This is a genomic window from Aeromicrobium changchenzhani (assembly GCF_057586615.1).
Map to the genome: position 1 here is coordinate 2,406,965 of NZ_CM172480.1, position 22,928 is coordinate 2,429,892.

Annotated in this window: 28 protein-coding genes; 9 read left to right on the forward strand and 19 right to left on the reverse strand. The window is 62.5% G+C overall.

Going from position 1 to position 22,928, the window contains the following annotated elements; genetic code table 11:
- Positions 1–2: 2 nt before the first annotated feature.
- From rnc to AC2YB9_RS12230, 7 genes are all read right to left on the reverse strand, one after another.
- Complete coding sequence (gene rnc / locus AC2YB9_RS12200; RefSeq protein ID WP_487265614.1) at positions 3–692, reverse strand: ribonuclease III; 690 nt, start codon at positions 690–692, stop codon at positions 3–5.
- A 17-nt stretch (positions 693–709) separates the two neighbouring features.
- Positions 710–895, reverse strand: coding sequence for a 50S ribosomal protein L32 (gene rpmF / locus AC2YB9_RS12205; RefSeq protein WP_487265615.1), 186 nt, complete (start codon positions 893–895; stop codon positions 710–712).
- 2 nt (positions 896–897) lie between these two features.
- A complete protein-coding gene (locus AC2YB9_RS12210; protein ID WP_487265616.1) occupies positions 898–1,443 on the reverse strand; it encodes a YceD family protein in 546 nt (181 codons plus the stop codon).
- A gap of 115 nt (positions 1,444–1,558) precedes the next feature.
- On the reverse strand, positions 1,559–2,035 hold the full coding sequence (gene coaD, locus AC2YB9_RS12215) for a pantetheine-phosphate adenylyltransferase (protein WP_487265617.1): 477 nt from the start codon (positions 2,033–2,035) through the stop codon (positions 1,559–1,561).
- A 1-nt stretch (position 2,036) separates the two neighbouring features.
- Complete coding sequence (gene rsmD, locus AC2YB9_RS12220) at positions 2,037–2,588, reverse strand: 16S rRNA (guanine(966)-N(2))-methyltransferase RsmD (RefSeq protein WP_487265618.1); 552 nt, start codon at positions 2,586–2,588, stop codon at positions 2,037–2,039.
- The gene (gene recG / locus AC2YB9_RS12225; RefSeq protein ID WP_487265619.1) at positions 2,585–4,783 is read right to left on the reverse strand and encodes an ATP-dependent DNA helicase RecG; all 2,199 of its coding nucleotides are present in this window, start codon (positions 4,781–4,783) and stop codon (positions 2,585–2,587) included. The genes rsmD and recG overlap by 4 nt, the downstream gene beginning before the upstream one ends.
- Positions 4,784–4,787: 4 nt before the next feature.
- Complete coding sequence (locus AC2YB9_RS12230) at positions 4,788–6,389, reverse strand: DAK2 domain-containing protein (protein ID WP_487265620.1); 1,602 nt, start codon at positions 6,387–6,389, stop codon at positions 4,788–4,790.
- Positions 6,390–6,565: 176 nt separating this feature from the next.
- Here AC2YB9_RS12230 and rpmB point away from each other — a divergent pair, with 176 nt between their 5' ends.
- Both rpmB and AC2YB9_RS12240 read left to right on the forward strand, forming a co-directional pair.
- Entirely contained in the window at positions 6,566–6,751 is a 186-nt protein-coding gene (rpmB, locus tag AC2YB9_RS12235) for a 50S ribosomal protein L28 (RefSeq protein ID WP_290515932.1), read from the forward strand.
- A complete protein-coding gene (locus tag AC2YB9_RS12240) occupies positions 6,748–8,163 on the forward strand; it encodes an amidase (protein WP_487265621.1) in 1,416 nt (471 codons plus the stop codon). Before rpmB ends, AC2YB9_RS12240 begins: the two co-directional genes overlap by 4 nt.
- 92 nt (positions 8,164–8,255) lie before the next feature.
- On the opposite strand, the gene AC2YB9_RS12245 is transcribed toward AC2YB9_RS12240, so the two are convergent.
- Positions 8,256–9,200 carry a thiamine-phosphate kinase gene (locus AC2YB9_RS12245; RefSeq protein WP_487265622.1) on the reverse strand — a complete coding sequence of 315 codons (945 nt, stop codon included), beginning with the start codon at positions 9,198–9,200 and terminating at the stop codon, positions 8,256–8,258.
- 106 nt (positions 9,201–9,306) lie between these two features.
- Between AC2YB9_RS12245 and AC2YB9_RS12250 the strand changes: the two genes are divergently transcribed.
- Both AC2YB9_RS12250 and AC2YB9_RS12255 read left to right on the forward strand, forming a co-directional pair.
- Positions 9,307–9,543, forward strand: coding sequence for an Lrp/AsnC family transcriptional regulator (locus AC2YB9_RS12250; RefSeq protein ID WP_487265623.1), 237 nt, complete (start codon positions 9,307–9,309; stop codon positions 9,541–9,543).
- A 30-nt stretch (positions 9,544–9,573) separates the two neighbouring features.
- The gene (locus AC2YB9_RS12255) at positions 9,574–10,017 is read left to right on the forward strand and encodes a DUF3515 domain-containing protein (protein WP_487265624.1); all 444 of its coding nucleotides are present in this window, start codon (positions 9,574–9,576) and stop codon (positions 10,015–10,017) included.
- A 12-nt stretch (positions 10,018–10,029) separates the two neighbouring features.
- Here the strand turns inward: AC2YB9_RS12255 and AC2YB9_RS12260 are convergent, their stop codons facing one another.
- On the reverse strand, positions 10,030–11,100 hold the full coding sequence (locus AC2YB9_RS12260; protein WP_487265625.1) for a D-alanine--D-alanine ligase family protein: 1,071 nt from the start codon (positions 11,098–11,100) through the stop codon (positions 10,030–10,032).
- Positions 11,101–11,136: 36 nt separating this feature from the next.
- Between AC2YB9_RS12260 and AC2YB9_RS12265 the strand changes: the two genes are divergently transcribed.
- A complete protein-coding gene (locus tag AC2YB9_RS12265; protein ID WP_487265626.1) occupies positions 11,137–12,204 on the forward strand; it encodes a trans-sulfuration enzyme family protein in 1,068 nt (355 codons plus the stop codon).
- Positions 12,205–12,213: 9 nt separating this feature from the next.
- On the opposite strand, the gene AC2YB9_RS12270 is transcribed toward AC2YB9_RS12265, so the two are convergent.
- Together AC2YB9_RS12270 and AC2YB9_RS12275 are read right to left on the reverse strand one after the other, a co-directional pair.
- Positions 12,214–13,215 carry an NAD(P)H-dependent glycerol-3-phosphate dehydrogenase gene (locus AC2YB9_RS12270; RefSeq protein ID WP_487265627.1) on the reverse strand — a complete coding sequence of 334 codons (1,002 nt, stop codon included), beginning with the start codon at positions 13,213–13,215 and terminating at the stop codon, positions 12,214–12,216.
- A complete protein-coding gene (locus AC2YB9_RS12275) occupies positions 13,215–13,952 on the reverse strand; it encodes a lysophospholipid acyltransferase family protein (protein ID WP_487265628.1) in 738 nt (245 codons plus the stop codon). Before AC2YB9_RS12275 ends, AC2YB9_RS12270 begins: the two co-directional genes overlap by 1 nt.
- A gap of 60 nt (positions 13,953–14,012) precedes the next feature.
- On the opposite strand from AC2YB9_RS12275, the gene AC2YB9_RS12280 reads away from it, so the two are divergent.
- Positions 14,013–14,201 (forward strand): hypothetical protein, encoded by a 189-nt coding sequence (locus tag AC2YB9_RS12280; RefSeq protein WP_487265629.1) that lies wholly within the window; start codon positions 14,013–14,015, stop codon positions 14,199–14,201.
- Positions 14,202–14,321: 120 nt separating this feature from the next.
- On the opposite strand, the gene leuD is transcribed toward AC2YB9_RS12280, so the two are convergent.
- Positions 14,322–14,921: a 3-isopropylmalate dehydratase small subunit gene (gene leuD / locus AC2YB9_RS12285; protein WP_487265630.1), complete on the reverse strand. Its 600-nt coding sequence runs from the start codon at positions 14,919–14,921 to the stop codon at positions 14,322–14,324.
- Position 14,922: 1 nt separating this feature from the next.
- Entirely contained in the window at positions 14,923–16,338 is a 1,416-nt protein-coding gene (gene leuC, locus AC2YB9_RS12290) for a 3-isopropylmalate dehydratase large subunit (RefSeq protein WP_487265631.1), read from the reverse strand.
- 93 nt (positions 16,339–16,431) lie between these two features.
- On the opposite strand from leuC, the gene AC2YB9_RS12295 reads away from it, so the two are divergent.
- Positions 16,432–17,151 (forward strand): IclR family transcriptional regulator, encoded by a 720-nt coding sequence (locus tag AC2YB9_RS12295; protein ID WP_487265632.1) that lies wholly within the window; start codon positions 16,432–16,434, stop codon positions 17,149–17,151.
- A 59-nt stretch (positions 17,152–17,210) separates the two neighbouring features.
- Here AC2YB9_RS12295 and AC2YB9_RS12300 read toward each other — a convergent pair whose 3' ends face one another.
- The 4 genes from AC2YB9_RS12300 to AC2YB9_RS12315 all read right to left on the reverse strand — a co-directional run bounded on the left by AC2YB9_RS12300 (position 17,211) and on the right by AC2YB9_RS12315 (position 20,585).
- On the reverse strand, positions 17,211–17,897 hold the full coding sequence (locus AC2YB9_RS12300; protein ID WP_487265633.1) for a hypothetical protein: 687 nt from the start codon (positions 17,895–17,897) through the stop codon (positions 17,211–17,213).
- 283 nt (positions 17,898–18,180) lie between these two features.
- Positions 18,181–18,621 carry a hypothetical protein gene (locus tag AC2YB9_RS12305; protein WP_487265634.1) on the reverse strand — a complete coding sequence of 147 codons (441 nt, stop codon included), beginning with the start codon at positions 18,619–18,621 and terminating at the stop codon, positions 18,181–18,183.
- A gap of 60 nt (positions 18,622–18,681) precedes the next feature.
- The gene (locus tag AC2YB9_RS12310; RefSeq protein WP_487265635.1) at positions 18,682–19,143 is read right to left on the reverse strand and encodes a methylated-DNA--[protein]-cysteine S-methyltransferase; all 462 of its coding nucleotides are present in this window, start codon (positions 19,141–19,143) and stop codon (positions 18,682–18,684) included.
- Positions 19,140–20,585 carry an AlkA N-terminal domain-containing protein gene (locus AC2YB9_RS12315; RefSeq protein WP_487265636.1) on the reverse strand — a complete coding sequence of 482 codons (1,446 nt, stop codon included), beginning with the start codon at positions 20,583–20,585 and terminating at the stop codon, positions 19,140–19,142. The genes AC2YB9_RS12310 and AC2YB9_RS12315 overlap by 4 nt, the downstream gene beginning before the upstream one ends.
- A gap of 246 nt (positions 20,586–20,831) precedes the next feature.
- Here AC2YB9_RS12315 and AC2YB9_RS12320 point away from each other — a divergent pair, with 246 nt between their 5' ends.
- Positions 20,832–20,987: a hypothetical protein gene (locus AC2YB9_RS12320; protein ID WP_487265637.1), complete on the forward strand. Its 156-nt coding sequence runs from the start codon at positions 20,832–20,834 to the stop codon at positions 20,985–20,987.
- Positions 20,988–21,029: 42 nt separating this feature from the next.
- On the opposite strand, the gene AC2YB9_RS12325 is transcribed toward AC2YB9_RS12320, so the two are convergent.
- A complete protein-coding gene (locus tag AC2YB9_RS12325) occupies positions 21,030–21,188 on the reverse strand; it encodes a zf-HC2 domain-containing protein (RefSeq protein ID WP_487265638.1) in 159 nt (52 codons plus the stop codon).
- 71 nt (positions 21,189–21,259) lie between these two features.
- Positions 21,260–22,168 carry a B12-binding domain-containing protein gene (locus AC2YB9_RS12330; protein WP_487265639.1) on the reverse strand — a complete coding sequence of 303 codons (909 nt, stop codon included), beginning with the start codon at positions 22,166–22,168 and terminating at the stop codon, positions 21,260–21,262.
- A 210-nt stretch (positions 22,169–22,378) separates the two neighbouring features.
- On the opposite strand from AC2YB9_RS12330, the gene AC2YB9_RS12335 reads away from it, so the two are divergent.
- Positions 22,379–22,834, forward strand: coding sequence for a sigma factor-like helix-turn-helix DNA-binding protein (locus AC2YB9_RS12335; protein ID WP_487265640.1), 456 nt, complete (start codon positions 22,379–22,381; stop codon positions 22,832–22,834).
- Positions 22,835–22,928: the final 94 nt, after the last annotated feature.

Consider the following 22,928-nt stretch of genomic DNA (forward strand, 5'->3'; position numbering starts at 1 on the left):
GGTCAGGCGCCGTCGATATCGGCCTTGATGACGCTCCAGGCGATCTCCGCGACTTGCTGTTCGGCGTCCTTCTTGGAACGGCCCGAACCACCGTCGAAGGTCAGTTCGCCGACGACGACCGATGCGGTGAACGTACGTTCGTGATCGGGGCCGGCACCGTCAAGAACGTAATGCGGAACCCCGAGGTCATTGTTGGCGGCAATCTCCTGCAGGGAGGTCTTCCAATCGAGGCCAGCACCAAGTTCGGCCGCGGCGGCAATGAACGGGTCGAAGACGCGGTGGATGACCTCCGCGGAACGCTCAATCCCGAACTGGACATAGATCGCACCGAGCAACGCCTCGACAGTGTCGGACAGGATCGAGGACTTGTCCCGGCCACCGGTCGTGTTCTCGCCGTGCCCCAGGCGCAAATATTCACCGAGGCCGAGCGTGCGGGCGACAACCGCAAGCGCCTTGGCACTAACGACCGCAGCGCGCATCTTGGCCAATTGGCCCTCGGCAAGATCGGGATGCTTCGTGAAAAGGGCGTCGGTAACGACAAGGCCCAACACCGAATCGCCGAGGAACTCAAGGCGCTCGTTATTGGGCACATTGCCGTTTTCGTACGCGTATGACCGATGGGTCAACGCATGCTGAAGAAGCTCGGCATCAAGCTCGGGAACTCCCAAAACCTGCCGAAGCGAATCCACCATTGTCAGATCCGCGACCGTCAGATGACCTGACGGCGTTCGCCGCGTGCGCCGTACTGCCCACATTCGGGGCAGGCACGGTGCGAGACAACCTTGGAATCACAAGCCGGGTTAGCGCAGTCGACAAGGCGTACGGCAGTGGCTTTCCACTGCGAACGGCGGTGACGAGTGTTGCTGCGCGACATCTTCCGCTTCGGGACTGCCACGATTACTCCTTATTCGAGTCGGATGATTGATCCGACGCTGGTTGATCTGTCAGGTGGCTCAGTGCCGCCCACCGGGGGTCGGTCGCCTCACCATGTGTGTGGTCTGGATCGTCCGCGAGGCGCACTCCGCATTCGGAACACAATCCCGGACATTCCGGATCACACAACGGGTTGAGCGGAAGTGCAAGCACCACCGCATCCCGCAGCACGGGCTCAAGGTCGAGCAGGTCGTCCTTGAGTTGGAACTCATCTTCGGTTGCGCCTTCGTAGAGCCACAATTCCTGGATATCGATGACATCGCTGTCGTCGATCGGTCCCAGGCATCGTACGCACTCCCCAGCTAATCGTACCGAAGCGGTGCCTGTTGCCAGCACACCTTCCATGACTGCTTCGAGCCGAAGCTCGATGTCGATGTCACTTCCCTCGGCGACCTTGAAGATGTCGATACCGAGATCCGCTGGCGCCTCGACAGTGCGGACAACCGTGCTTTCGGTGCCCGGCCGACGACCCAATTCACGGGTGTCGAAAACAAAGGGTCCTGACAACAAGAGTCCACATCCAACGAAGCGCTCAACAAATCAATGGCCTGCAAGCAGGCCGTGAACAATCTTAGCGTGCGCAGGCACCCCGCGGCCAATCGACCATGCGGTCCGGCGCGTGAGGTCAGATCGCGAGGCGGTCCTTGAGCCTGATGAGTACCGACGCTGGGACAAGGGCGGCGACATCGCCGCCGTTCCTGGCGACCTCCTTGATCAGGCTGGAGGACAGAAAACTGGTCCCCGGGCTGGTCGGCATGAACAGCGTGTCGACGTCGGTCAAATGGTGGTTCATCTGGGCCATCTGGAGTTCGTAATCAAAATCTGAGGCGCCGCGAAGCCCCTTGAGGATCGCGGTGATGTTGTGTTCGGAACAAAAATCCACGAGAAGTCCGCCAAAGGTAGCGACCTTGACATTGTCGAACTGCGCCGTCTCCTCGGTCAGCATCTCCAACCGTTCGGCCATCGAGAACAGACCACTTTTCGACTCGTTGACCAGCACCGCAACGGTCACGCTGTCGAACAGTTTGGCGGCACGACCAAAGATGTCGAGATGGCCATTGGTCACCGGATCGAACGAACCCGGGCACACGACGTTGCTCATGTCAGTGACCGTACCAAAGGATCGTTTCGCCGTACTTCTTGTCCCGAATCGCTTCAAACGGTTGCGGCCAGACGAAACGATCGCGTTTGGCTCGTTCCACGACGATGACCCCGTCGGCACTCAGCCAAGATGTGCTGCTCATCGCGACGAGCAATGCCGCAAGGTCGTCCTGCGGGTAGGCATAGGGCGGGTCGACGAAGATCACGTCGTATGGGACGACCGGCAACGTCTGCACGAAACGCTCGGCCGGTTGGGTCCTGACGTGGGCGACGTGACAATCAAGTTCGGCCACATTGGCGCGTATGACGTCCGCCGCGCGCCGATCCTGTTCGACTAGGTCGATGTGCACCGCACCCCGGGAGGCCGCCTCGAGACCGATCGCACCGGATCCGGCAAACAGGTCGAGGACGCGCAGATCGATCAGGCCACCAAACTTGGACTCCAGCGAAGAAAACAGCGCCTCGCGGGTCCGATCCGTCGTCGGCCGCGTGCCGTCGCCGGGCAGGGTACGCAGGCTGCGCCCGCCATACGTGCCGGCGATAATCCGCGTCATGTGCGCTCCAAGAAGTCGGCCTGGTCGGTCGCTTCCAGCGTACGGACTGCAGCGGCGAGGACCGGATGGGCGGTGAGTTCGGGGTCAGCAGCAACGACCGCATCGGCATCGGCGCGCGCCGCCACGATGACGCTTTCGTGTTTGACCACCGACAACAGTCGAAGGCTGCTGCGTACGCCCGATTGAGCGGCGCCGAGCACATCGCCCTCGCGCCGGAACTCCACATCACGTTTGGACAGCTCGAAGCCGTCCGTCGTTGAAGCAACCGCGTCCAGTCGCGCACGCGATGGCGCACCGTCCTCGGCGCCGGTGACCAGAAGGCAAAGGCCGGGCTCAGCGCCGCGTCCGACCCGGCCACGCAACTGATGGAGCTGAGACATGCCGAACCGGTCCGCGTCGAGGACAATCATGACCGTGGCGTTGGGAACATCGACACCGACTTCGACGACCGTCGTCGCGACCAGCACATCCAGCTCGTGCGCGCCAAACGCCATCATCGTGGCGTCCTTGTCGTCCGTTCCCATCCGGCCGTGCAGCATCCCGACACGAAGATCGTGAAAGGGGCCGCCGGTCAGATCTTCGAACACCTCGAGCAGCGAATGCGTCCCTTTGTCGCCCGCATCGGCTGCTTCCTCACCGCCCTTGTCGCCTTTGTCGCTGTGACCGTCGCCGATGCGGGACACCACGACATAGGCCTGCCGGCCCTTGGCGACCTCCTCACGAATGCGTTGCCAGGCCCGATCGAGCCAGGCCGGCTGCTCGGCAACGGGAACAACATTGGTCTGGATCGGTTGTCGGCCCGCCGGCAGTTCGCGCAACGTCGATACCTCAAGATCACCGAAGGCAGTCATTGCAACGGTGCGTGGGATCGGGGTCGCGGTCATGACGAGGATGTGGGGTTTGACTGCGGCCTTGTCGGCGAGCGCGGCGCGTTGCTCGACGCCGAAGCGATGTTGCTCGTCGACGACCACAAGACCTAAATCGGCAAATTGCACATGCTCTTGGATAAGCGCATGCGTGCCAATGACGATGCCTGCCTCGCCAGATGCCGCATCAAGCAACGACGCCTTGCGCGCTTTGGCGCTCATCGAGCCGGTCAGTAGCCGCACACGGGTGGCACCGTCGGCGTAGCCCGCGCCGGAGAGATCCAGCATGCCGCCCTTGGCGAGATCGCCAAGCAGCATCGTGATCGCGCGATGATGCTGAACGGCCAGAACCTCGGTCGGCGCCAGCATGGCCGCCTGACCGCCAGCATCAATGATTTGCAACATTGCCAACAGCGCCACGACGGTCTTGCCAGACCCGACCTCACCCTGCAGGAGACGATGCATCGGATGGCTGTCAGCGACGTCGCGGGAGATCTCGTCGACCACCGACAATTGCCCCGCAGTGAGCGTGAACGGCAACCGTTGTTCGAAGCGGCTACGCAGACTGTCACCACCGACAAGCGGTCGTGGCGTTGCTGGCTCCCCCGCCACGGCGGCCCGGCGTAGCGCGAACACCGTTTGGATGACGAGTGCCTCCTCGAAACGGAATCGGGCCTGAGCGCGCTGCCAGTCGGTCTTGTTACGTGGCCGGTGGATGCCCTCAAAGGCGCCCTTCGCATCGAAGAAACGGTGTTCGGCGAGCAACTCGGCTGGAATTGGATCAGGGATCTGGTCGAGGGCATCCAGACACAACCCCACACAGACCTCGATCCGCCACGACGGCAATGCCGACGTTGCCCGATACAGCGGTATGAGGCCGCGCCCGATCCGATTGTCCTCGGTCGGATCGTCCGAAGTGTTGATCGCCTCGAAATCGGGGTGGGTCAGCTGGAGCTCGCCACGAAACTCGCTCACCTGACCGGCAAACAAGCCCAACGTGTCCGGCAACATCGTTTTGAGCCGCCAGGCCTGTTGGAAAAAGGTCAATTTCAGCAGCCCTGTGCCGTCAGAGACGACGACCTCGGTACGGGTGCGCCGTCCGCCCGAGCCGAAGCTGTAGTTCTTAACGCTCTTGATCCTGGCCATGATCGTGACGTGCTGCCCGACAACCAATTTGGACAGATCCGTCAGTGCACCCAACTCCGCGTAGCGGCGCGGGTAGTGGTGCAGCAAATCGCCCACAGTCCGCAGTTCGAACGATTTGGCTAACGCTTTGGCGGTCTTGTCGCCCAAAACGTTGCCGAGCTTGGTATCGAGGGTGGCGGTCATCGACTCACTCTGCCGCGACGAACAACGGGTAGTTCTCCTGACCACCGGAATAGATCATCGTGTCGATGTCCGGACGGGTCTGCTGGAGGTGTGCTTCGACCGCGGTAGCGAGGTCGGCCTCAGCGCCGTGACCGACGACCAACGTGACGAGTTCCGTGCCAGGTGAGACGATCCGGTCGACAACTTCGATCGCGACCTCGATCGGCGAGCTGCCAACATACGCAAAATCGCCGGCGACAACCCCGAGGATGTCCCCGGCCGCGCACGGTCCGACCATCGTCATGCCGGGTTCAGCGGCAACCGTGATGGCGCCATGGCCCGTGTGCGCCGCCGCACTCGTCATCGCCACGACGTCTTCATCGAAGGATCGGCCGGCATCGTGTACGGCGAGCGCTGCCAACCCTTCGACCTGCGCATGCGTGGGGATGACCGCAATTCGGAGTCCGTCAATACGGGCTTCTTTCGCTGCCGCCTCGAACAACCCAACGTAACGGGGGTTGTTGGGCAATACGACGATCTCTTCGGCCCGAGTGTCTCGAAGGGCAGCCTTCATAGCGGCGATGGTGAGCTGCTGGGAGCGGTCGAAACTCAGTGTCGTTGCACCGGCCTCACCGCATAGATCGGTCAGCCCCGCACCGGTTGTCGCAGCGATCACGACGCGACCCTGTCGACTGGAACGAGCGTACGCAGAATTGGCGGCGATCTGATCGGCGAAATGCGTCACCGCGATGCGATAGGGCCGGCCGGCTGCAATTCCGGCCTCGATCGCTTTGCCGACCTCGTCGACATGGATGTGGATGTTCCACAATCCTTCACCGCCGACCACTACTAGAGAGTCACCAAGACCGGCCAGCGTACGGCGCAGTTCCGGGATGGTCGCATCGGTCGCGTCGAGGAGATACATGACCTCGTAGGCGGGGCCGCCGGCGACGAGATCATCGGACGGGATCGGCACCGGGATGGACTTGGGTGCGATGGCGCGGTCGAAACGACCGGTCAAGGCCTGTTCCGTCGCATCCAGAACGACAACGAGAGCGCGGCCGCCTGCATCAACGACACCCGCGCGGGCGAGCTTTTCCATCTGTTCGGGCGTATGTGCCAGCGCGACACGGGCCGCCTGCGCGGCGCGCGTGAACGTCTGGCGGGCATCTGCTCCGTCTGCGGCAGCGGCGGCAGCACCGTCGGAGGCAGCACGCGACACCGAAAGGATTGTCCCCTCGACCGGAACGCCAACCGCGTCGTAGGCCGCCTGGGTTGCGCTCGCAAATGCGCGCGCAACATCGTCTGCGCCCATCGTGACCGCACCAGCAAGCTCGGCAAAGCACGCGCGGACAAGCTGCGACAGGATGACTCCGGAATTGCCCTTGGCCCCCATCAACAGGCCGTTCGCGTAGGTCCGAATCATGTCGGCGAGGTCCGCATCATCATCGAGTTCACCGAGCGCGTCGCCACCCGCAACAAAGGTCAAATAAGCATTGGTGCCGGTGTCGCTATCGGGGACGGGAAACACGTTGAGCGCATCGATCTCGGCGCGCGCCAACGCCAGCGAATCAACGAGCAGACGGGTCCATTCCACGAATGCCGTCGGATTGAGCGCCAAGGTCATGGGGCGAGAGTATCGGTAGGTACTGACCGACCCCAATAGGTCGATCCAGTAGATCGCTATCCGATTGGCTTCAGTGTCGCCCCATCGGATACTCTTGCTTGGTTGTCCGTTCGGACGACGCCATGTCCTTGACGGACATACTGACTTATCTACTCAACCTTCCGGGAGTGATCGCTGTGGCAGCGGTATGCGATGTATGCGGCAAGGGACCCGGCTTCGGCCACAACGTGTCCCACTCGCACCGACGCACGAAGCGTCGTTTTGACCCCAACATCCAGCGCGTTCGCGCGGTAATCAAGGGCACTCCCCAACGTGTCAACGTATGCACATCTTGCCTCAAGGCAGGCAAGGTCAGCCGTTGATCTCCGAACGCGTTCACGCGTTCAACCCCGACGATGCGTTGGGTGATCTCGATGCAGTTGGCGTCGCTGAACTCATTCGGTCCGGCGACGTCAGCGCACGAGACATGACCGAGGCCGCAATCGCGCGCGCCAACGCGGTCAATCCGCAACTCAATGGCATTCAACTCGCCGCTTTCGATCGTGCGCGCCGCGCCGCAGACGCCCCTTCAACGGGCGAGTTCGCAGGAGTGCCGACCTTCGTCAAGGACAACACCGACGTTGCCGGGTTGCCAACCAATCAGGGCTCGTTGGCCATCAATGCCCAACCGGCCATGGCCGACGCTCCGTTCGCAAGTCAGTTCCTCGCCCAGGGCTTCACCGTCCTTGGCAAGTCGACGCTGCCGGAGTTCGGCTTCAACGCATCGACTGAATATCAGGGCCTTCCGCCAACCCGTAATCCTTGGAATCTGGCCTATTCCAGCGGCGCGTCATCGGGCGGATCAGCTGCGATGGTTGCCGCCGGCGTGGTTCCCATCGCGCATGCCAATGACGGCGGCGGCTCGATTCGCATACCGGCGGCGGCCTGCGGTCTGGTCGGGCTGAAGCCAACCAGAGACCGGGTCATCCCGGCCGCCGAAGCTGCATCGTTGCCGATCGACATCATTTCCAATGGCGTTGTGACCCGTTCGGTCCGCGACACCGCGCATTTCATTGCTGCCGCTGAGCGATTCCATGCCAATCCCCGGCTGCCACGCATCGGCCTCGTCGAAGGCCCGTCTTCGCGCCGGCTGAAGATCGGCATGATCGTCGATTCGATCACGTCGACGCCGACCGATGAGGACACCCGCAGCGCCGTGCGCGACACCGCCATGCTGCTGGACAAACTCGGCCATACCGTTATCGAGGTGCCGGTGCCGGTCGACGGATCGTTCGCCGACGACTTCACGCTCTATTGGGGTCTGCTGGCCTTCGCTTCTCGGCTGCAGGGCAAGAAAATCTATGGTCCGGGCTTCGACAAGTCCAAGACCGATGCGCTCACCAATGGCCTCGCGGCAATGTTCAAGCGCAAAATGTACAAATTTCCCGGTGCAATCCGCCGGCTCAAGAAGACCCAGCAGCTTTATGCGACCGCGTTCGAGGGATACGACCTCTGCCTGTCGCCGACCCTCGGCTACACGACACCGCTGCTCGGCCATCTCTCCCCCGATGTGCCATTCGACCAGCTGCTCGAGCGGCTCGTAGCATATGCCGCGTTCACCCCGCTCAACAACGCCACCGGCACCCCGGCAATCTCACTCCCGCTCAGCACGACGTCGGCTAATATGCCGCTGGGCGTCCATTTCTCGGCCGCACACGGCGACGAACGTACGCTGCTCGAACTGGCCTACGAACTTGAAGCCGCGAAACCCTTCGCGCGCATCCAAGCCAACTGAACCCAAGCCAACTGAACCCGTCGAGTGGCAGGTAGATGGCCCCATCCGGGCAGTTTGAGCCCGGGTTCGTGCCACTCGGCGAACTGGTTTTCTCAGCGGAAGTGTTGGTGGCCTTGGCTGCCTTCGTATGGTTGGCCGTCGACGGTCACTCCGCTGCCTGACGCAACGGTGCCGATTTGAACCCACTCAGCCGGCAACTCGGTCTGCGCGCTGAATGTTGCGACCAGCGCGTAGTCATCGCCTCCGGTCAGAACGAACCGCAGCGGATCAACGCCCAATGCCTCGCCAACCGTGGCGACCGGCGCGGCGATCTCAAACCGGCTTGAGTCAAAATCGATCGCGACCCCGCTGGCTGCCGCGATATGTGCAGCATCGGCCAGGAGCCCGTCGCTGATATCGGTCATGGCGGTCGCGCCAAGTCCCGCGGCCTGCGGTCCGGCCGCATACGGCGGATGCGGAACCCGATGTGCGTCGACGGCGAGTTTGGGCGAGCGGAAGCCTCGGCTGAGCGTCGCGAAGCCCGCGCCAGCCCAACCAAGTTGGCCGGCATACGCGACGATGTCGCCAGGCGCTGCGCCCGAGCGACGGACCGGCCGCGACGCCTCCCCCATGACGGTGACCGCGATGACGATCTTGTCCGAAGCCGTAATATCGCCGCCGACAAGTGTCGCGCCGACATGTTTGCACTCGGTCACAAACCCCTCGACCATGTCGGTGACCCATTGCACCGGCAAGTCCGGCGGCGCAGCGAAGCCAACGGTGAGCGCATTCGCGACACCGCCCATCGCATTGATGTCAGAGAGATTGCAGGCCGCGGCTTTGCGGCCGATATCATTCGCGGCGGACCAATCGCGCCGGAAGTGTCGCCCCTCGATCAGCAGATCGCTCGACACGAGATAGGAACCGTCGCGCGTCTCGACCTGGGCGGCGTCGTCGCCGGGCCCGATCAGTATGTGGCTGCCAGTGCCGACGCGTTTGACGATTTCTTCGATGAGGCCGAATTCGCCGAGCTCTGCAACCGTCATCTGGGGGTCCATGGCTCCATTGTGGCGCAGCCAGGCCACCCCGCGGATACGCGGTCTGGCCGTCGGGAGGATCCTGTAACGTGACAGAGTCGAGTGGTTCCAAGATTGGGAGACGTCAATGATCGTGCAGGCATACATCCTGATTCAGACAGAGGTCGGCAAAGCCGCCGATGTGGCGAAGGCGATCGCCGAAATCAAAGGCGTGACGCTCGCCGAGGACGTCACCGGACCATACGATGTCATCGTTCGTGCTGAAGGTGCCAACGTCGACGAGCTCGGCCAGATGGTCGTCTCCAAGGTTCAGGCGGTCCCGGGAATCACCCGTACGTTGACCTGCCCCGTCGTTCGCTTCTGATCGCCGTCTGACGTGAAACCAAACTTTGGCATGCAGTTTGCTGTCCTCGTCGTCGCGGCCCTGATAATGGTGAGCGGCTGTTCGTACGGTGTCTCCGTTGATCCCTATCCGACGACTCCGCACACCCAAAAAAACTGCGATGCGCTGTATGCCGATATTCCCGGGACAGTCGCCGGGCAGAAGTCCCGCGAGGTCAAGGACACCGATGCAGCCGCGTGGGGCGATCCGGAGATCATCCTGCGTTGCGCCGTCGAGAAGCCCACACGCCTCGACCGGGTGTCACGGTGTGACAACGTCGACGACGTCGATTGGTTCACCGAATCAACCGCCGACGGCCAACTGTTCACCACGATCGGCCGGCAGTTCTACATCAGTGTCGAAGTGCCCAAGGACTACGCTCCGGCCGCCGATGCTCTCGTCGACTTGGCTGCGTCGGTCAAGAAACACGACCCCAGCGTTAAACCCTGCGTCTGAGCGCGGTTCTGGTCAGCGCAGGCCGGTCTGTCGATGCAACGCGAGTTGGATGAGCCGGTCGATCAGTTCGGCGTACGGGATGCCGGAGGCCTCCCACAACAGCGGATACATCGAGTACGGCGTGAAGCCAGGCATCGTGTTGATTTCATTGATGATCAGCCCGTCATCGGTATCGAAGAAGTCGACACGCGCCAGGCCCTCGCAACCGAGCGCTTCGAACGCTTGCACCGCGTATTTTTGAATCCGTTCACTTAGCGTCACGGGGATCTGGGCTGGGACCGTGTTGACGCCGGTTCCGTCGAGATACTTCGACTCGAAGTCGTAGAACTCGTGCTCGGCCGCGCCCGCAACTGATACCTCGCCGACAACGCTCGCGATCGCCGTACCATCTGGCTGCTGCATGACGCCGCATTCGAGTTCGCGTTTGCCGCGAGCGAATGCCTCGACGATCACCTTCGGGTCGAACTTGCTGGCCAGCCGGATCGCCAGATCAAGCTCTTCAGGCCGTTCGACCATCGTGACACCAGAACTGGAGCCGGCTCGTGCCGGTTTGACGAACACCGGCAGGCGAAGCGCATGGATCCGCGCCTCGGTGCGCTCGTGGTCGTTGTCCCATTGCCCCGGCAGGACCGTCACGTGGGGGATTTGCGGGAGTCCGGCAGCAGCGAACACGGTCTTGGTGAATGGCTTGTCCATGCCGACTGCGCTGGCGAGCACGCCGGCCCCGACATACCGGACATCTGCCATTTCGAACAGGCCTTGGACTGTCCCGTCCTCGCCCCACGGCCCGTGTAGTAACGGAAAGACGACATCGTAAGTGCGCAGGCTCTCCCACTCGATCGGCGGCAATGCGGAGCGCACCGAAGGTAGCCGACCGGGCTCGAGATCGGGCCAGTCCGCTGTTTCGGCGACCCAGGCCCCGGCTGCGGTGATGCCGATCGGCTGAACCTCATAGCGTTCACGGTCGATCACGGCAAGGACCTCACGTGCAGTCAGGCAGGAGACGCCGTGCTCGCTGGATCGTCCGCCGAAGACGACGGCAATCCGGGGACGGTTGGACACAGGAGACGTGGGGAGGCTCATCGCAGAACAGACTAACGGTCGGAGCACAATGGATTCATGCCTAGTCACGATTTTGCTGATTCCACTGTCGCCGTCAGCGCCGGACGTCCCCCGCGCATCCCCGGCGGACCGCTCAACGCACCCATTACGCTGGCCAGCGCGCTCATCCCCGGAGCCGATTCCGAATACGGCCGGCACGGCAACCCTGCCTGGGAATCGTTCGAGGCGGTGCTCGGCCAACTCGAAGGCGGTCGAGCGCTCGCATTCTCCTCGGGTACGTCTGCGACCACCGCAGTGTTCGGGCTCGTCCCGATGGGCGGGATTGTTGTCGCACCAGCACATTGTTACAACGGCAGCATGACGCAGCTGACAACACGTGCGGACAGCGGCCAGATCGGGCTGCGTGTCGTCGACATCTCCGACACCGCGGCAGTCATTGCTGCAGCACAGGGCGCTTCGCTGATCTGGATCGAGTCGCCGACCAACCCAGCGCTTGAGATCGCCGACATCGCGGCTATCACCGCGGCCGCTCATGACGCTGGCGCACTCGTCGCCGTGGACAATACATTTGCCACTCCGTTGCGCCAAAAACCACTCGCTATGGGCGCGGACTTTGTCGTGCACTCGGCGTCCAAGTTGCTCGCCGGCCATAGCGACGTCATTCTCGGCGCAGTCGTGACCGACGATGACGAAGCCTGGAAAGCGCTTGAGTCACGGCGGCGCGTCGAAGGCGCCATCCCTGGTGCACTCGAGTGCTACCTGACCACCCGCGGCATCCGCACCCTGCACGTTCGGCTGGACCGGGCCGAAGCCAATGCGATCAAGATTCATCAGCGGTTGCAGGCCTCTGATCTGGTCACGTCTTCGCGCTATCCCGGCTTCAGCAACATCATCGGCTTCGAGATCGTTGCCGGGCCCGAAGCAGCGCAGAAGATGACCGAACACAGCCGATTGATCACCTATGCGACAAGCCTCGGTGGAGTTGAAACGACGTGGGAGCGGCGCCGCCGGTTTGCTGGCGAGCCCACGACAATTCCCGAAGGTCTCGTACGACTTTCAGTCGGTATCGAAGATGTCGAGGACCTGTGGAACGACATCATCGGTTCGATCGAAGCCGTCTCCTGACCATTGGTCTCAGCGCAGTTCAGGTTTGGCCTCTCGGGAGATCAACGCCCTAACCAGTTCCGACGGAGTCATCTCGCCAGCGATCAGGGCTGTGACGTGTTCAACAATCGGCATATCAACCTGATGGATCCGCGCCAATTCGGCAACTGATTGGCATGACTTCACGCCCTCGGCGACCTGTCGGGTCTGCGCAGTAACTTCAGCGACGCTCATGCCTTGCCCGAGCTTCTCACCGAACGACCGGTTCCGCGACAGCGGCGATGAACAGGTGGCGACGAGGTCGCCCATGCCAGCCAAACCGGAGAACGTCACTGGATCGGCCCCCATCGCAAGTCCCAATCGAGACGTCTCGGCGAGGCCACGCGTAATGACCGATGCCTTCGTGTTGTCACCGAAGCCGAGCCCGACGCATACGCCGACGGCGAGGCCGATGATGTTTTTGGTGGTGCCGCCAAGTTCAGTGCCGATGACGTCAGTGTTCGTGTATGGCCGGAATGCCGGGCTGTGCATGAGTTTCTGGAGCTGCCGGGCCACATCGGCATCGGCGCACGACACAACGCTCGCTGCCGGTTCGCGCCGAGCAATCTCGCGCGCCAGGTTCGGGCCGCTGACGACCGCGATCCGTTCGGGTCCGGCGCCGGTCAGTTCCGCGATGACCTCACTCATACGCTTGCAGGTGCCGACCTCAACACCCTTCATCAAACTGACCAAGATCGCATCGGCGGGCAGGTGTTCGCCCCAGGCGGTGAGGTTCGCACGCAGGTTCTGCGATGGCACAGCGAGCACGACGATCGTTCGGCCTGCCAATGCTTCAGCGGGGTCAGTGGTCGCGGAGATCGCCGCGGGGATCTCAACGTCGGGAAGGTACTCGCTATTCTCCCGATCGTTGTTGATCGCGTCGCACACCTCGGCCCGACGACCCCAGATCGTCACCTCATTGCCTGCATCGGCCAGCACGAGCGCAAACGCTGTACCCCATGAGCCGGCACCCATCACGGCGATCTTGGCCATCACGATTCCTGTTCGTTGTAGTTGGTCTTCGATTTTTTCAGCGTGTGCACATCGATACGCGGCGTTGACGGCAATTCGCCGCGAACTTCGGCCATCATCTCAGTCAGCCGGTCCATGAGGCGTTCGGTGGTCGCATGGAGCAGTTGCTCGGTCAATGGCTGGCCCACGAATTCAGACAAGTCGAGTGCTTCACCAACCCGGATGTGAATCGTTTTGCGGGGAAACAATCGGAGTTGTTTGCGATAGGGCCACATGATGTCCTGCGGGCCCCACTGCATGATCGGTATGAGTGGCCGTCCCGTAGCCAGCGCGACGCGTACGGCCCCCGTCCGGCCGCTCATCGGCCATCCTGCGGGGTCCCGGGTCATCGTTCCCTCCGGGTAGATCGTGACGACGCTGCCGGCCGTGACGGCCGCGCATGCCGCACGCAGGGACTGCGCGGCGCCTTCGGTCCCCCGATGGACCGGAATCTGTTCAAGGGTCCGCAAGATTGAGCCGATGATCTTGACGTCCATCAGCGTGTCCTTGACCAGGAGCCGCGGCGGCACATTGTTGTCGACCAGAAAATGCGACAGCAGGAGCGGGTCGAGGTAGGAGATGTGGTTCGGCGCCAGCACGAAACCGCCGTCGGGCAGGTTTTCTGCGCCCTGCCAATCACGTTTGGTGAGCGCCAGCAGGATCGGCCGGAGGAAAAAGACGATGATTTTCAGCGCTCGTGTTTGCGGCCGCCGATGCATGTGCTGAGCCTATATCCCCGCGCGCCGCCAATTCGAGCAACGCCGACTAGTGTTCACCGTATGCAGGCCACAGTCGAGACCTATCAAGCCGCCTCCGGCGCTGGCACGATGCTCACTGACACCGGTCAACGGCTCGAATTCACCCAATCAGCGGTAGACAACGGGAAACTCCGTCATGTGCGCCCCGGCCAACGCGTCCATGTCGACCACGATGCCGACGGAATCGTCACCGCCATCCGCATCTTCTAACCCCTCGCCCCTGCCAGTCCCCAAGATTTGGCCGCGATCATCCCGTTTCCGAGTGAAAAGTCGCTCGAAACGGCACTTTACCCGCCAAATCTTGGGGACAGGGGCGCTCGCCGCGAGGCGTTAGAGTGTTGCGGGTTTGAAGCTCGGGCGGGTCTTCTCGAACGCCGAGATGTCGGCCTCATGACTCAAGGTAATCGCGACATCATCGAACCCGTTGAGCAGACGCCACCGGGTGTAGTCATCGATGTCGAACGAGTCCTGGATCCGGTCGGGCCCGTCGCCAGCGGTGATCGTACGTGTTTCGAGATTGACGGTGATCTGAGTCGATGGTTCGGCATCGAGCAGGTCCCACAACGCTTGGACGACTTTGTCATCGGTCTGTGCCGCGAGTAGGCCGGCTTTGCCGGAGTTGCTGCGGAAGATGTCACCGAAGCGGGGCGAAATGACGACTTTGAAGCCATAATTCTGCAATGCCCAGACGGCGTGCTCGCGCGATGATCCGGTGCCAAAATCAGGTCCAGCAACCAGCACGGTCGCGTTCTTATAGGCGTCCTGATTGAGAACGAACGCGGGATCGCTGCGCCACGCCGAAAACAGGCCTTCTTCGAAGCCGTCACGGGTGACCTTCTTGAGCCAGACCGCAGGGATGATCTGGTCGGTGTCGACGTTGCTGCGCCGCAGCGGAGCGCCGTTGCCGGTATGCGAGGTGAACTTATCCATGTCAGGCTCCTTCTGCGGAGATCAGGTCAGCGGGGCTGGCGAGGTGGCCGAGGATGCCGGTAGCTACGGCAACATCGGGCGACACGAGATGGGTGCGACCACCCTTGCCTTGACGACCTTCGAAGTTACGGTTAGACGTCGACGCGGCGCGCTCCCCCGGTGTCAACTGATCGGGATTCATGCCCAGGCACATCGAGCAACCCGCGCCACGCCATTCGGCACCGGCGTCCTTGAAGATCACGTCGAGGCCCTCTTCCTGGGCCTGCAGACGTACACGCACCGACCCCGGCACAACCAGCATGCGCGTGTTGTCGGCAATCTTATGGCCCTTGATGAGCCCGGCCGCGACACGCAGGTCTTCGATCCGTCCATTCGTGCACGAACCAATGAAGACCGTGTCCACTTTGATGCTTCTCATCGGCGTGCCGGCTTCGAGATCCATGTAAGCCAGCGCCTTCTCGGCGGCAATCCGCTGGTTCTCATCCTCGATCTCGGCCGGATCGGGAACATTGCCCGACAGTGCGACGCCCTGGCCCGGGTTGGTTCCCCAGGTCACGAACGGCGCGATGGTTGAGGCATCGATTGTGATCTCCTTGTCGAAGACCGCGTCGGCATCGGTAACGAGACCGTTCCAGTGCTCGACTGCTGCGTCCCAGTCGGCACCTTGCGGCGCGCTCGGTCGGCCCTTGAGGTAGTCATACGTCGTTTCGTCCGGCGCAATGAGCCCGGCTTTGGCGCCCCATTCGATCGACATATTGCAGATCGTCATACGAGCTTCCATCGACAGTTGGCGGATCGCTTCGCCGCGATATTCCACGATGTAGCCCTGGCCACCGCCGGTCGTTTGCTGGGTGATGAGCGCCAGAATCAGATCTTTCGCGGTGCTGCCCTCAGGAAGGTCGCCGACCACGTTGACGGCCATCATTTTCGGCTTGGACTGCGACAACGACTGCGTGGCGAGGACATGTTCGACCTCGCTGGTGCCGATGCCGAACGCGATCGAACCAAACGCGCCGTGCGTCGAAGTATGCGAGTCGCCGCAGACAATCGTCATACCTGGTTGGGTCAGACCCAACTGTGGAGCGATGACGTGCACGATGCCTTGGTCGATATCGCCCATCGGGTGCAGACGAACGCCGAACTCTTCACAGTTACGACGCAGCGTCTCGACCTGCGTACGCGACACGAGGTCAGCAATCGGCTTGTCGAGATCGGTCGTGGGAATGTTGTGATCTTCAGTGGCGAGGGTGAGATCGGGCCGGCGCACCGGACGGCCGGCGATCCGGAGACCGTCGAATGCCTGTGGGCTCGTGACCTCGTGGATCAGGTGGAGGTCGATGAAGAGCAGATCCGGCTCTCCGTCGGCACGTCGGACGACGTGTTCTTCCCAGATCTTCTCCGCAAGGGTCTTACCCATTGCACTCTCCTCATTCATCGCTGCGCTGTGTTCTTGGCAACGTCGGCACCCAAAACACTTGCGTCTCACATTTCGATACGGCAGTATCAAGACATGGACAACTCTAGCGGAGTCGGTGTTCTTGACAAAGCCGCACTCGTCTTGGCGGCACTCGAGCCGGGACCGGCAACTCTTGCGGCGCTCGTGGCGAGTACCGGCCTGGCTCGACCAACCGCGCATCGGCTTGCCGTCGCTCTTGAATATCATCGGCTCGTCGCCCGCGATATGCAAGGACGTTTCATCCTCGGACCCCGCCTCGGTGAGCTCGCGGCGGCCGCTGGCGAAGACCGCCTCTTGGCTGCGGCCGGCCCCGTCCTGGCCCGCCTACGGGACATCACCGGCGAATCCGCACAGCTCTATCGCCGCCAAGGTGATTTCCGCGTATGCGTCGCCGCCGCAGACCGCCCGACCGGCCTACGCGACTCGATTCCGGTCGGCAGCCAACTCACGATGCATGCTGGCTCGGCCGCTCAAATTCTTACCGCCTGGGAAGATCCCGATCGCATGAACAAAGGATTACTCAAGGCAGTGTTTTCGGCCGCCGAACTTTCCGCTGTACGCCGACGCGGTTGGGCTCAGTCGATCGGTGAACGTGAAATGGGAGTCGGGTCGGTCTCCGCGCCAGTACGCGCGCCATCCGGCAAGGTCGTCGCGGCCGTTTCGGTCTCCGGCCCGCTCGAGCGACTCACCCGTCAACCCGGCCGTATGCATGCCCCGGCCGTCGCTGCCGCCGCCGACCGGCTCTCCAAATCCCTTCGCCGTCCCGGCGCCTAACCCCTTACCCGCCGTAACGTCATCCCGAACGGACTCTATGGAGTTCATTGAGGATGACGTTACGGACTTGTGTCGCGTCGCCAGCCACCTTTGCCTAGGGCGGCCTCAAGTTGGGCAAAGAATTCTTCTTCAGCGACGCGCAAGCCAAGCAGCGGCAGCCGCAGCACGGTGTCGCCGTCGAGGCTTACGCTGTTCTGTCGCAATGCATCAGTGACAACATTCTGCGCGTGAAGATGGTGAATACCGTCGATTTCAAGGACCACCGCATAAGCGCGCCAATAGGCGTCGAGAAAATAGGTCGTCCCCCGGCCCTTACGGAGCATTTGCCGGTCAGGCTCTGGCAGGCCGCGTCGACGGCACAGAATCGCAACATCGATCTCACCGAGTGATTCGGCACCACCCATAAGGTCCATCAGGACCGATTCGACAAATCTGCGTCGGCGATCACGACGCACCTCGAGCAGCGCAACTGCGATCTTCTCGGCCGTCGTCAATCGCTGTTGCACTAGCATCGACAAGATCAGCGCCGCCTGGCGATCACTCACCGCCCACAGGGCAGCGTGCACCGCGGCAACTTCGATTCGTACCCGCGGGATTCCATCGGACTCAATGTCATCGCGTCGCCATCGCCGTGTCTGACGAATATTGACGAACCTGGACCGGAACACCTTGGCGCCGCGCGGGACCGAGACCCGCTGTCGCTCTTCCTTGAATCCGGTAAGTCCGCCGGCAATCAGACTCGACACTCCATCAAGCGCACCACGGGACCCAGCTTCGAAAACTGCCGCCCATTGAACCGCGCACAACGGTAATGGCCCGGTGTGAACGGCGACGGTCTGCCGATGATGGCGCTTCCAACGACGGGCATCGACCTGCGCCCGCGTTCTCCATCGCGGCACACCCATCGCCAGGAGTTGCCGCCTGGAGACGACGCCGCCCTGCTGACGAGCTACCCGCTCAGCTCGCCGAAGCGGGACGTCATCCCGAACGGACCCTATGGAGTTCATTGGGGATGACGTCCGGTCCGGGTTAGGCGGCGAGATCGTCGGGGGTCAGCGCTCGTAGATCGAAATCATTGGCCAAATGGACCGGCCAGGTCGTGAGCATCGACCGATCGGCGGCTGCCCGGATGGCTTTGGCCCACAACGCATCCACCTCGGTCGTAGGTGCGCTGCCGGGACGGCTCCACAGAAACGCGACCGAATGTCGCTGCGCGTCCGCGTCCAACAATTCGAGAATTCGATCCATGAGGTGTCCGAGCATGACTGGATCGGGCTCACTCGGACAGTCGTCGACTTGAACCAGCCCAGGCAGGAGGCGACCATCGGCGGCCAGCATGATGAACCAAATGCGCCGGCAGCCGAAGCCGAGTGGCCCCATGAGCGATCGCCAAAACTGGCACAGATCTTCTTGAGTTTGGATGGGTGGCATGTCTTCGAGGCGCCGCAGTGGCGGGGTGTCGTAGGTCATGCACTCCACGATTGGCCCAGATGCCTCCCCCGTACAGCACGGTATCCACAGGCGGCCAGCTCAGAACAGTGCGGGCGATTCCAGATCGAGCAGGGTGATCTTCTTGTCGAGGCCACCGGCATAGCCGGTCATCGAGCCATCGGCCCCGATGATCCGATGGCAGGGCACAACGATCGGGATCGGGTTACGACCGTTGGCAGCACCGACGGCGCGCGGACCACGTCGGTCAAGGCCGAGCCGATGTGAGATATCGCCATAACTCGCCGTCGCGCCGAACGGCACTTTGATGAGTTCGTCCCAGACGCGATGCTGAAACTCCGTCCCCTGCGCCGCCAACGGCAACTCAAATTCGGTCCGCTCCCCCGCGAAATATTCGGTCAATTGCTGCTCGGTCAGGTCGAGTACCGCGCTGTCGACACGCCTGCCCTTGACCACAGCATCAAAAATAATCTCGACGAGTTTGTCGCCATCGGCGCGCAGCCGCAGCCCGCCAACCGGCGAATCCATCCAGCGTGTGGTCATGGTTGTCTCCTTAGAATCTCGGTGCTGCCACGCCACAGATGCATCGCTGCGTATGAGCGCCATGGCCGCCAGGCCTCGGCGTCGTCGACGCTCAGGTCGAGAGCGCCAAGCACGCGGCGGATGATGAGGTCGGTCTCGAGCAGAATGTCGGGATCGCCGAGCGCCCGCATCACGATGTAGTCGGCAGTCCATGGGCCGATGCCTGGCATCGCCAGCAGATCTGCGCGGGATGCCCGGCGGTCGGCGCCGGGCGCCAAGTCGATCTTGCCATCAGCGACTGCTTGCGCGACGCCGATCACGGCGCGCCCTCGTGCCTTCGGCATGGGCAAATCTTCCGGCGCCAAGTCAGCCATCGCGCCGGCTTTGGCGAAAGCATGGGTCAGTCCGTGTTCGCGGGCAAGTTCGAAGTCAACCGGCGCGCCGTATGTCTGCGCGAACCGCCCCAAGATCGTACGTGCCCGCGCGACCGAAATCTGTTGGCCAACGATTGCCCTTATCGCGACTTCGAAGCCGTCAGTCTGGCCGGGCAACCGCAATCCCGGCGCGGCCTTGATGAGCGGGCCAAGCAATGGGTCTGCCGACAGCACGTGGTCGATCGCCAATGGATCGGCATCGAGATCAAGCAGACTGCGACAACGATCAACCGCCACCGCGGTATCACGGAGATCCTCAAGTTCGAGTTGGCAGTCGACGTGGTCAGCGTGAAGAGTGAGTTCAACGACGCCGTCACCATGCGGCAAGGTCACGATGCGCGCATACACATTGCCGTCAACGGTCTCTGCCCCGTCGATCGCGCGTGCACCCAGAAACGACAACAGACCCGCGGCGTGGAACGGCTGGCGTACCGCGAGGCGGAGCGACAATCGACCGGCTGTCCCGACGCTTCGTGTGCCACGCATCTGCGTCGGAGTGCGGTCGTAGACGTGGCGTATCGAGTCATTGAACTGGCGAATCGAAGAGAAACCCGAAGCGAACGCGATGTCGGCCATCGGCATTGCCGTCGTCTCGATCAGGATTCGGGCCGTCTGGGCACGACCGCTACGGGCGATCGCGAGCGGACCGGCGCCGAGCTCGTCGGTAAGCATACGAGTGACATGCCGTTTGCTGTAGCCCAGGCGCGCTGCCAAGCCTTCGACGCCAGCCCGCTCCACGACGCCATCACCGATCATTTTCATGGCGCGACCCACCACATCGGCTCGGACGTTCCAGTCGGGCGATCCGGGCGTCGTATCCGGCCGGCAGCGGCGGCAGGCACGGAAGCCAGCCTCATGGGCAGCAGCCGCGGTGGCATAGAACGTGGCATTCTGCCGTTTCGGTGTGACGGCGGGGCACGATGGGCGGCAATAGATCCCGGTCGTCTTTACGGCGGTAAAAAACACCCCATCGAAGCGCGCATCGCGGGACAGGACGGCCCGATAGCACTGCTCGTGATCGATGGTCATGGCTCCAGTATGACCGACAGCGACGGCTCGTTCTAGCGGAAATCAGCCATAACAATTCTAGATCGCGGGACAGGCGGCACGCTCAACCCCTTTGCTTTTCGCGACAATCAACCTCAGGGGACGCCATGGCAAAGAAAAAAGGGGGTCCGGGGGCAAAGCGATTCCGCTACGCAGCAGACCGAGCCCACGTGGACGCCCACCCCGCAGGTAACGAGCAGCGCCACCCGCTTCCAGCTGATTGTGGACGTGTCTGCGGTCAACTTGAAGTCGAAGGACAACAAGATCTATTCCGGCACCATCGCCGACGCCCACGCGGCTGGCAATGACCGAATGACCAAGCAGATTGCGTCGGAGACCAAGCAGTGCGGGTTTGACACTCCGAAGCCCACGCCAACCGAGTAGCCCCGCCGAGGTTCAATCCGAGCGACCGCCGAGCCAATTGAGCTAGAGGTCGCCCAGCCGTATTGCCGCGTCGCGAAACTTCACCAGTCCGTCTTGGCAGTCATCGCAGTTTTCGAGATGAGCCTGGAAACGGGCGTGCTCGTCTGGATCAAGGGCTCCCAAGGCGAAGGCGCCAATCAAGGAATGTACGTCGACGGTCATTAATCGCCCTTCTCGGCCTCACCGCTCAAGCGGTCTACTATCTATTCGAAGCAGCCGCCCGTTGGGATGGGTCAGTCCGGGTTCGGAGCACCGGCCGACAATGACGTGATGATCATGTCAGCAGCGATCGTCAGATTCTCGCCCAAGTATATTCCCGGAACGTCCTGCCGGCTGTCCGGGAACGCGAAGGCGTTGCCGGCGTAGAAGACCGGCCAGCCCGCCTGCGACACCGATCGAAGCTCGTCGATCGCGGATCGGCGATGGGTCGGGAGGTGCGAGACGAGGACGACCGCCGCAGCATCCGCTTTCCGCACAGCGGCCAGAAGCTTCTTTTCTGACGTCCCGGCGGCCATCACCCGACTGCTGCGCTGCTGTTGGGCGAGAAGTGCCGCGAGCGCCTCCAACCCAACGGTGTGAAGGTCTTGCGGTCCGCAGGCCAGAAGCACCGGGTTCACGGAAGGTACCGGCGTCGAGAGCGCCGCGACGCCCCCCAGCCACCGCCGCACCGTGCGGGTGACGAACTGTTCCTGCGCCACATCACATCGGCCGGTTTCCCACCAAGACCCGACCTCGCGCATCGTCGGCATCAGCACGTGGTCGATGGCGGCGGCGAGTCCCAGCTCGCAGCGGCTCAGTTCGAGGGCCTTCCGAACGGCCTCGGAATCCCGCTGTTCGGACGCGAGCAGAATCTGGTCGATGCGAGCGCGGGCAGGATTGTTCAGACCGAGCATCACGCAGACAGAGCGAGCCGCATCAGCCGCGCCCCTGCCGCGAGCTATCTCGTCGCGCATCAACCGCAGGTGCGTCACTGCTTCTACCGAATAGCGCCGATGACCACCCGCACTTCGGAAGGTGACCGGGAACCCATACCGCCGCTCCCACGAACGCAGCGTCGGCCCCGGAATCCCCAACAGATCGCTGACCTGCTGAATTCGCAGCCCACCGCCCAGGTGATCCGCATCGTACTCGCGTAATGTCACGCTCGTCCTGCCTGTGGCACGCAAGATGCGGCCCTGCGCGACTATCCCACACCACGGGACAAAAGTGCATAGACTTTGTCGTTCCGCTGGCGCCTGATCGGACCCATCCTACTAATGGGGGCAACAGACAGGTTGGGGAACATGGACACAATTCTAGATACGTATGAGGTGTCGCCTCAAACGTCGCCCTCGCAGCCCACCATTGCGATCGTGAGTCGGTCTCGGCGCCGCCGGAACCGGGCCCGGCGACAGTCTTCCGTCGTCTTCGATGGGTACGCAGATGACCTGTTTCGGCTGGCCAGCGTACTCAGCGACAACTCCGAACTTGCCCAACATCTCGTTATCCAAGCAATCGTCGCGGATCGCTTTACCGGCCCCAGTCCGCAACATTCTCGGGAGCTGAGCGCTTCGCTAGTCAGAGCTTGGATCAGCCGTGACCGCCTTGCTTGGATTGCCGATGGCGAGGCCAGGCCCGGCTCCTCCCCGAGATCGGAAATGCTCGGTGACCTCCACACACTTGACGACGACCACCGTGCGGTCCTGGCACTATGCAAGTTTGGGGCGCACACCTACCGGGAGGCTGCGGATGTCCTTCACCTGTCTGCTGACCGTGCGGCGAAACTCCTGTGCGAAGCGATGCGCGACCTTCATGATCGGCAGACCTGACGGCGAGCAGTCGAGGTTTCTGGTCTGGTTTTCAGGCCGAGCGCACGGCCAGTAAGGCAGCGCAGCGTGGCGGCGATCGGGATCTTCCCAGGCG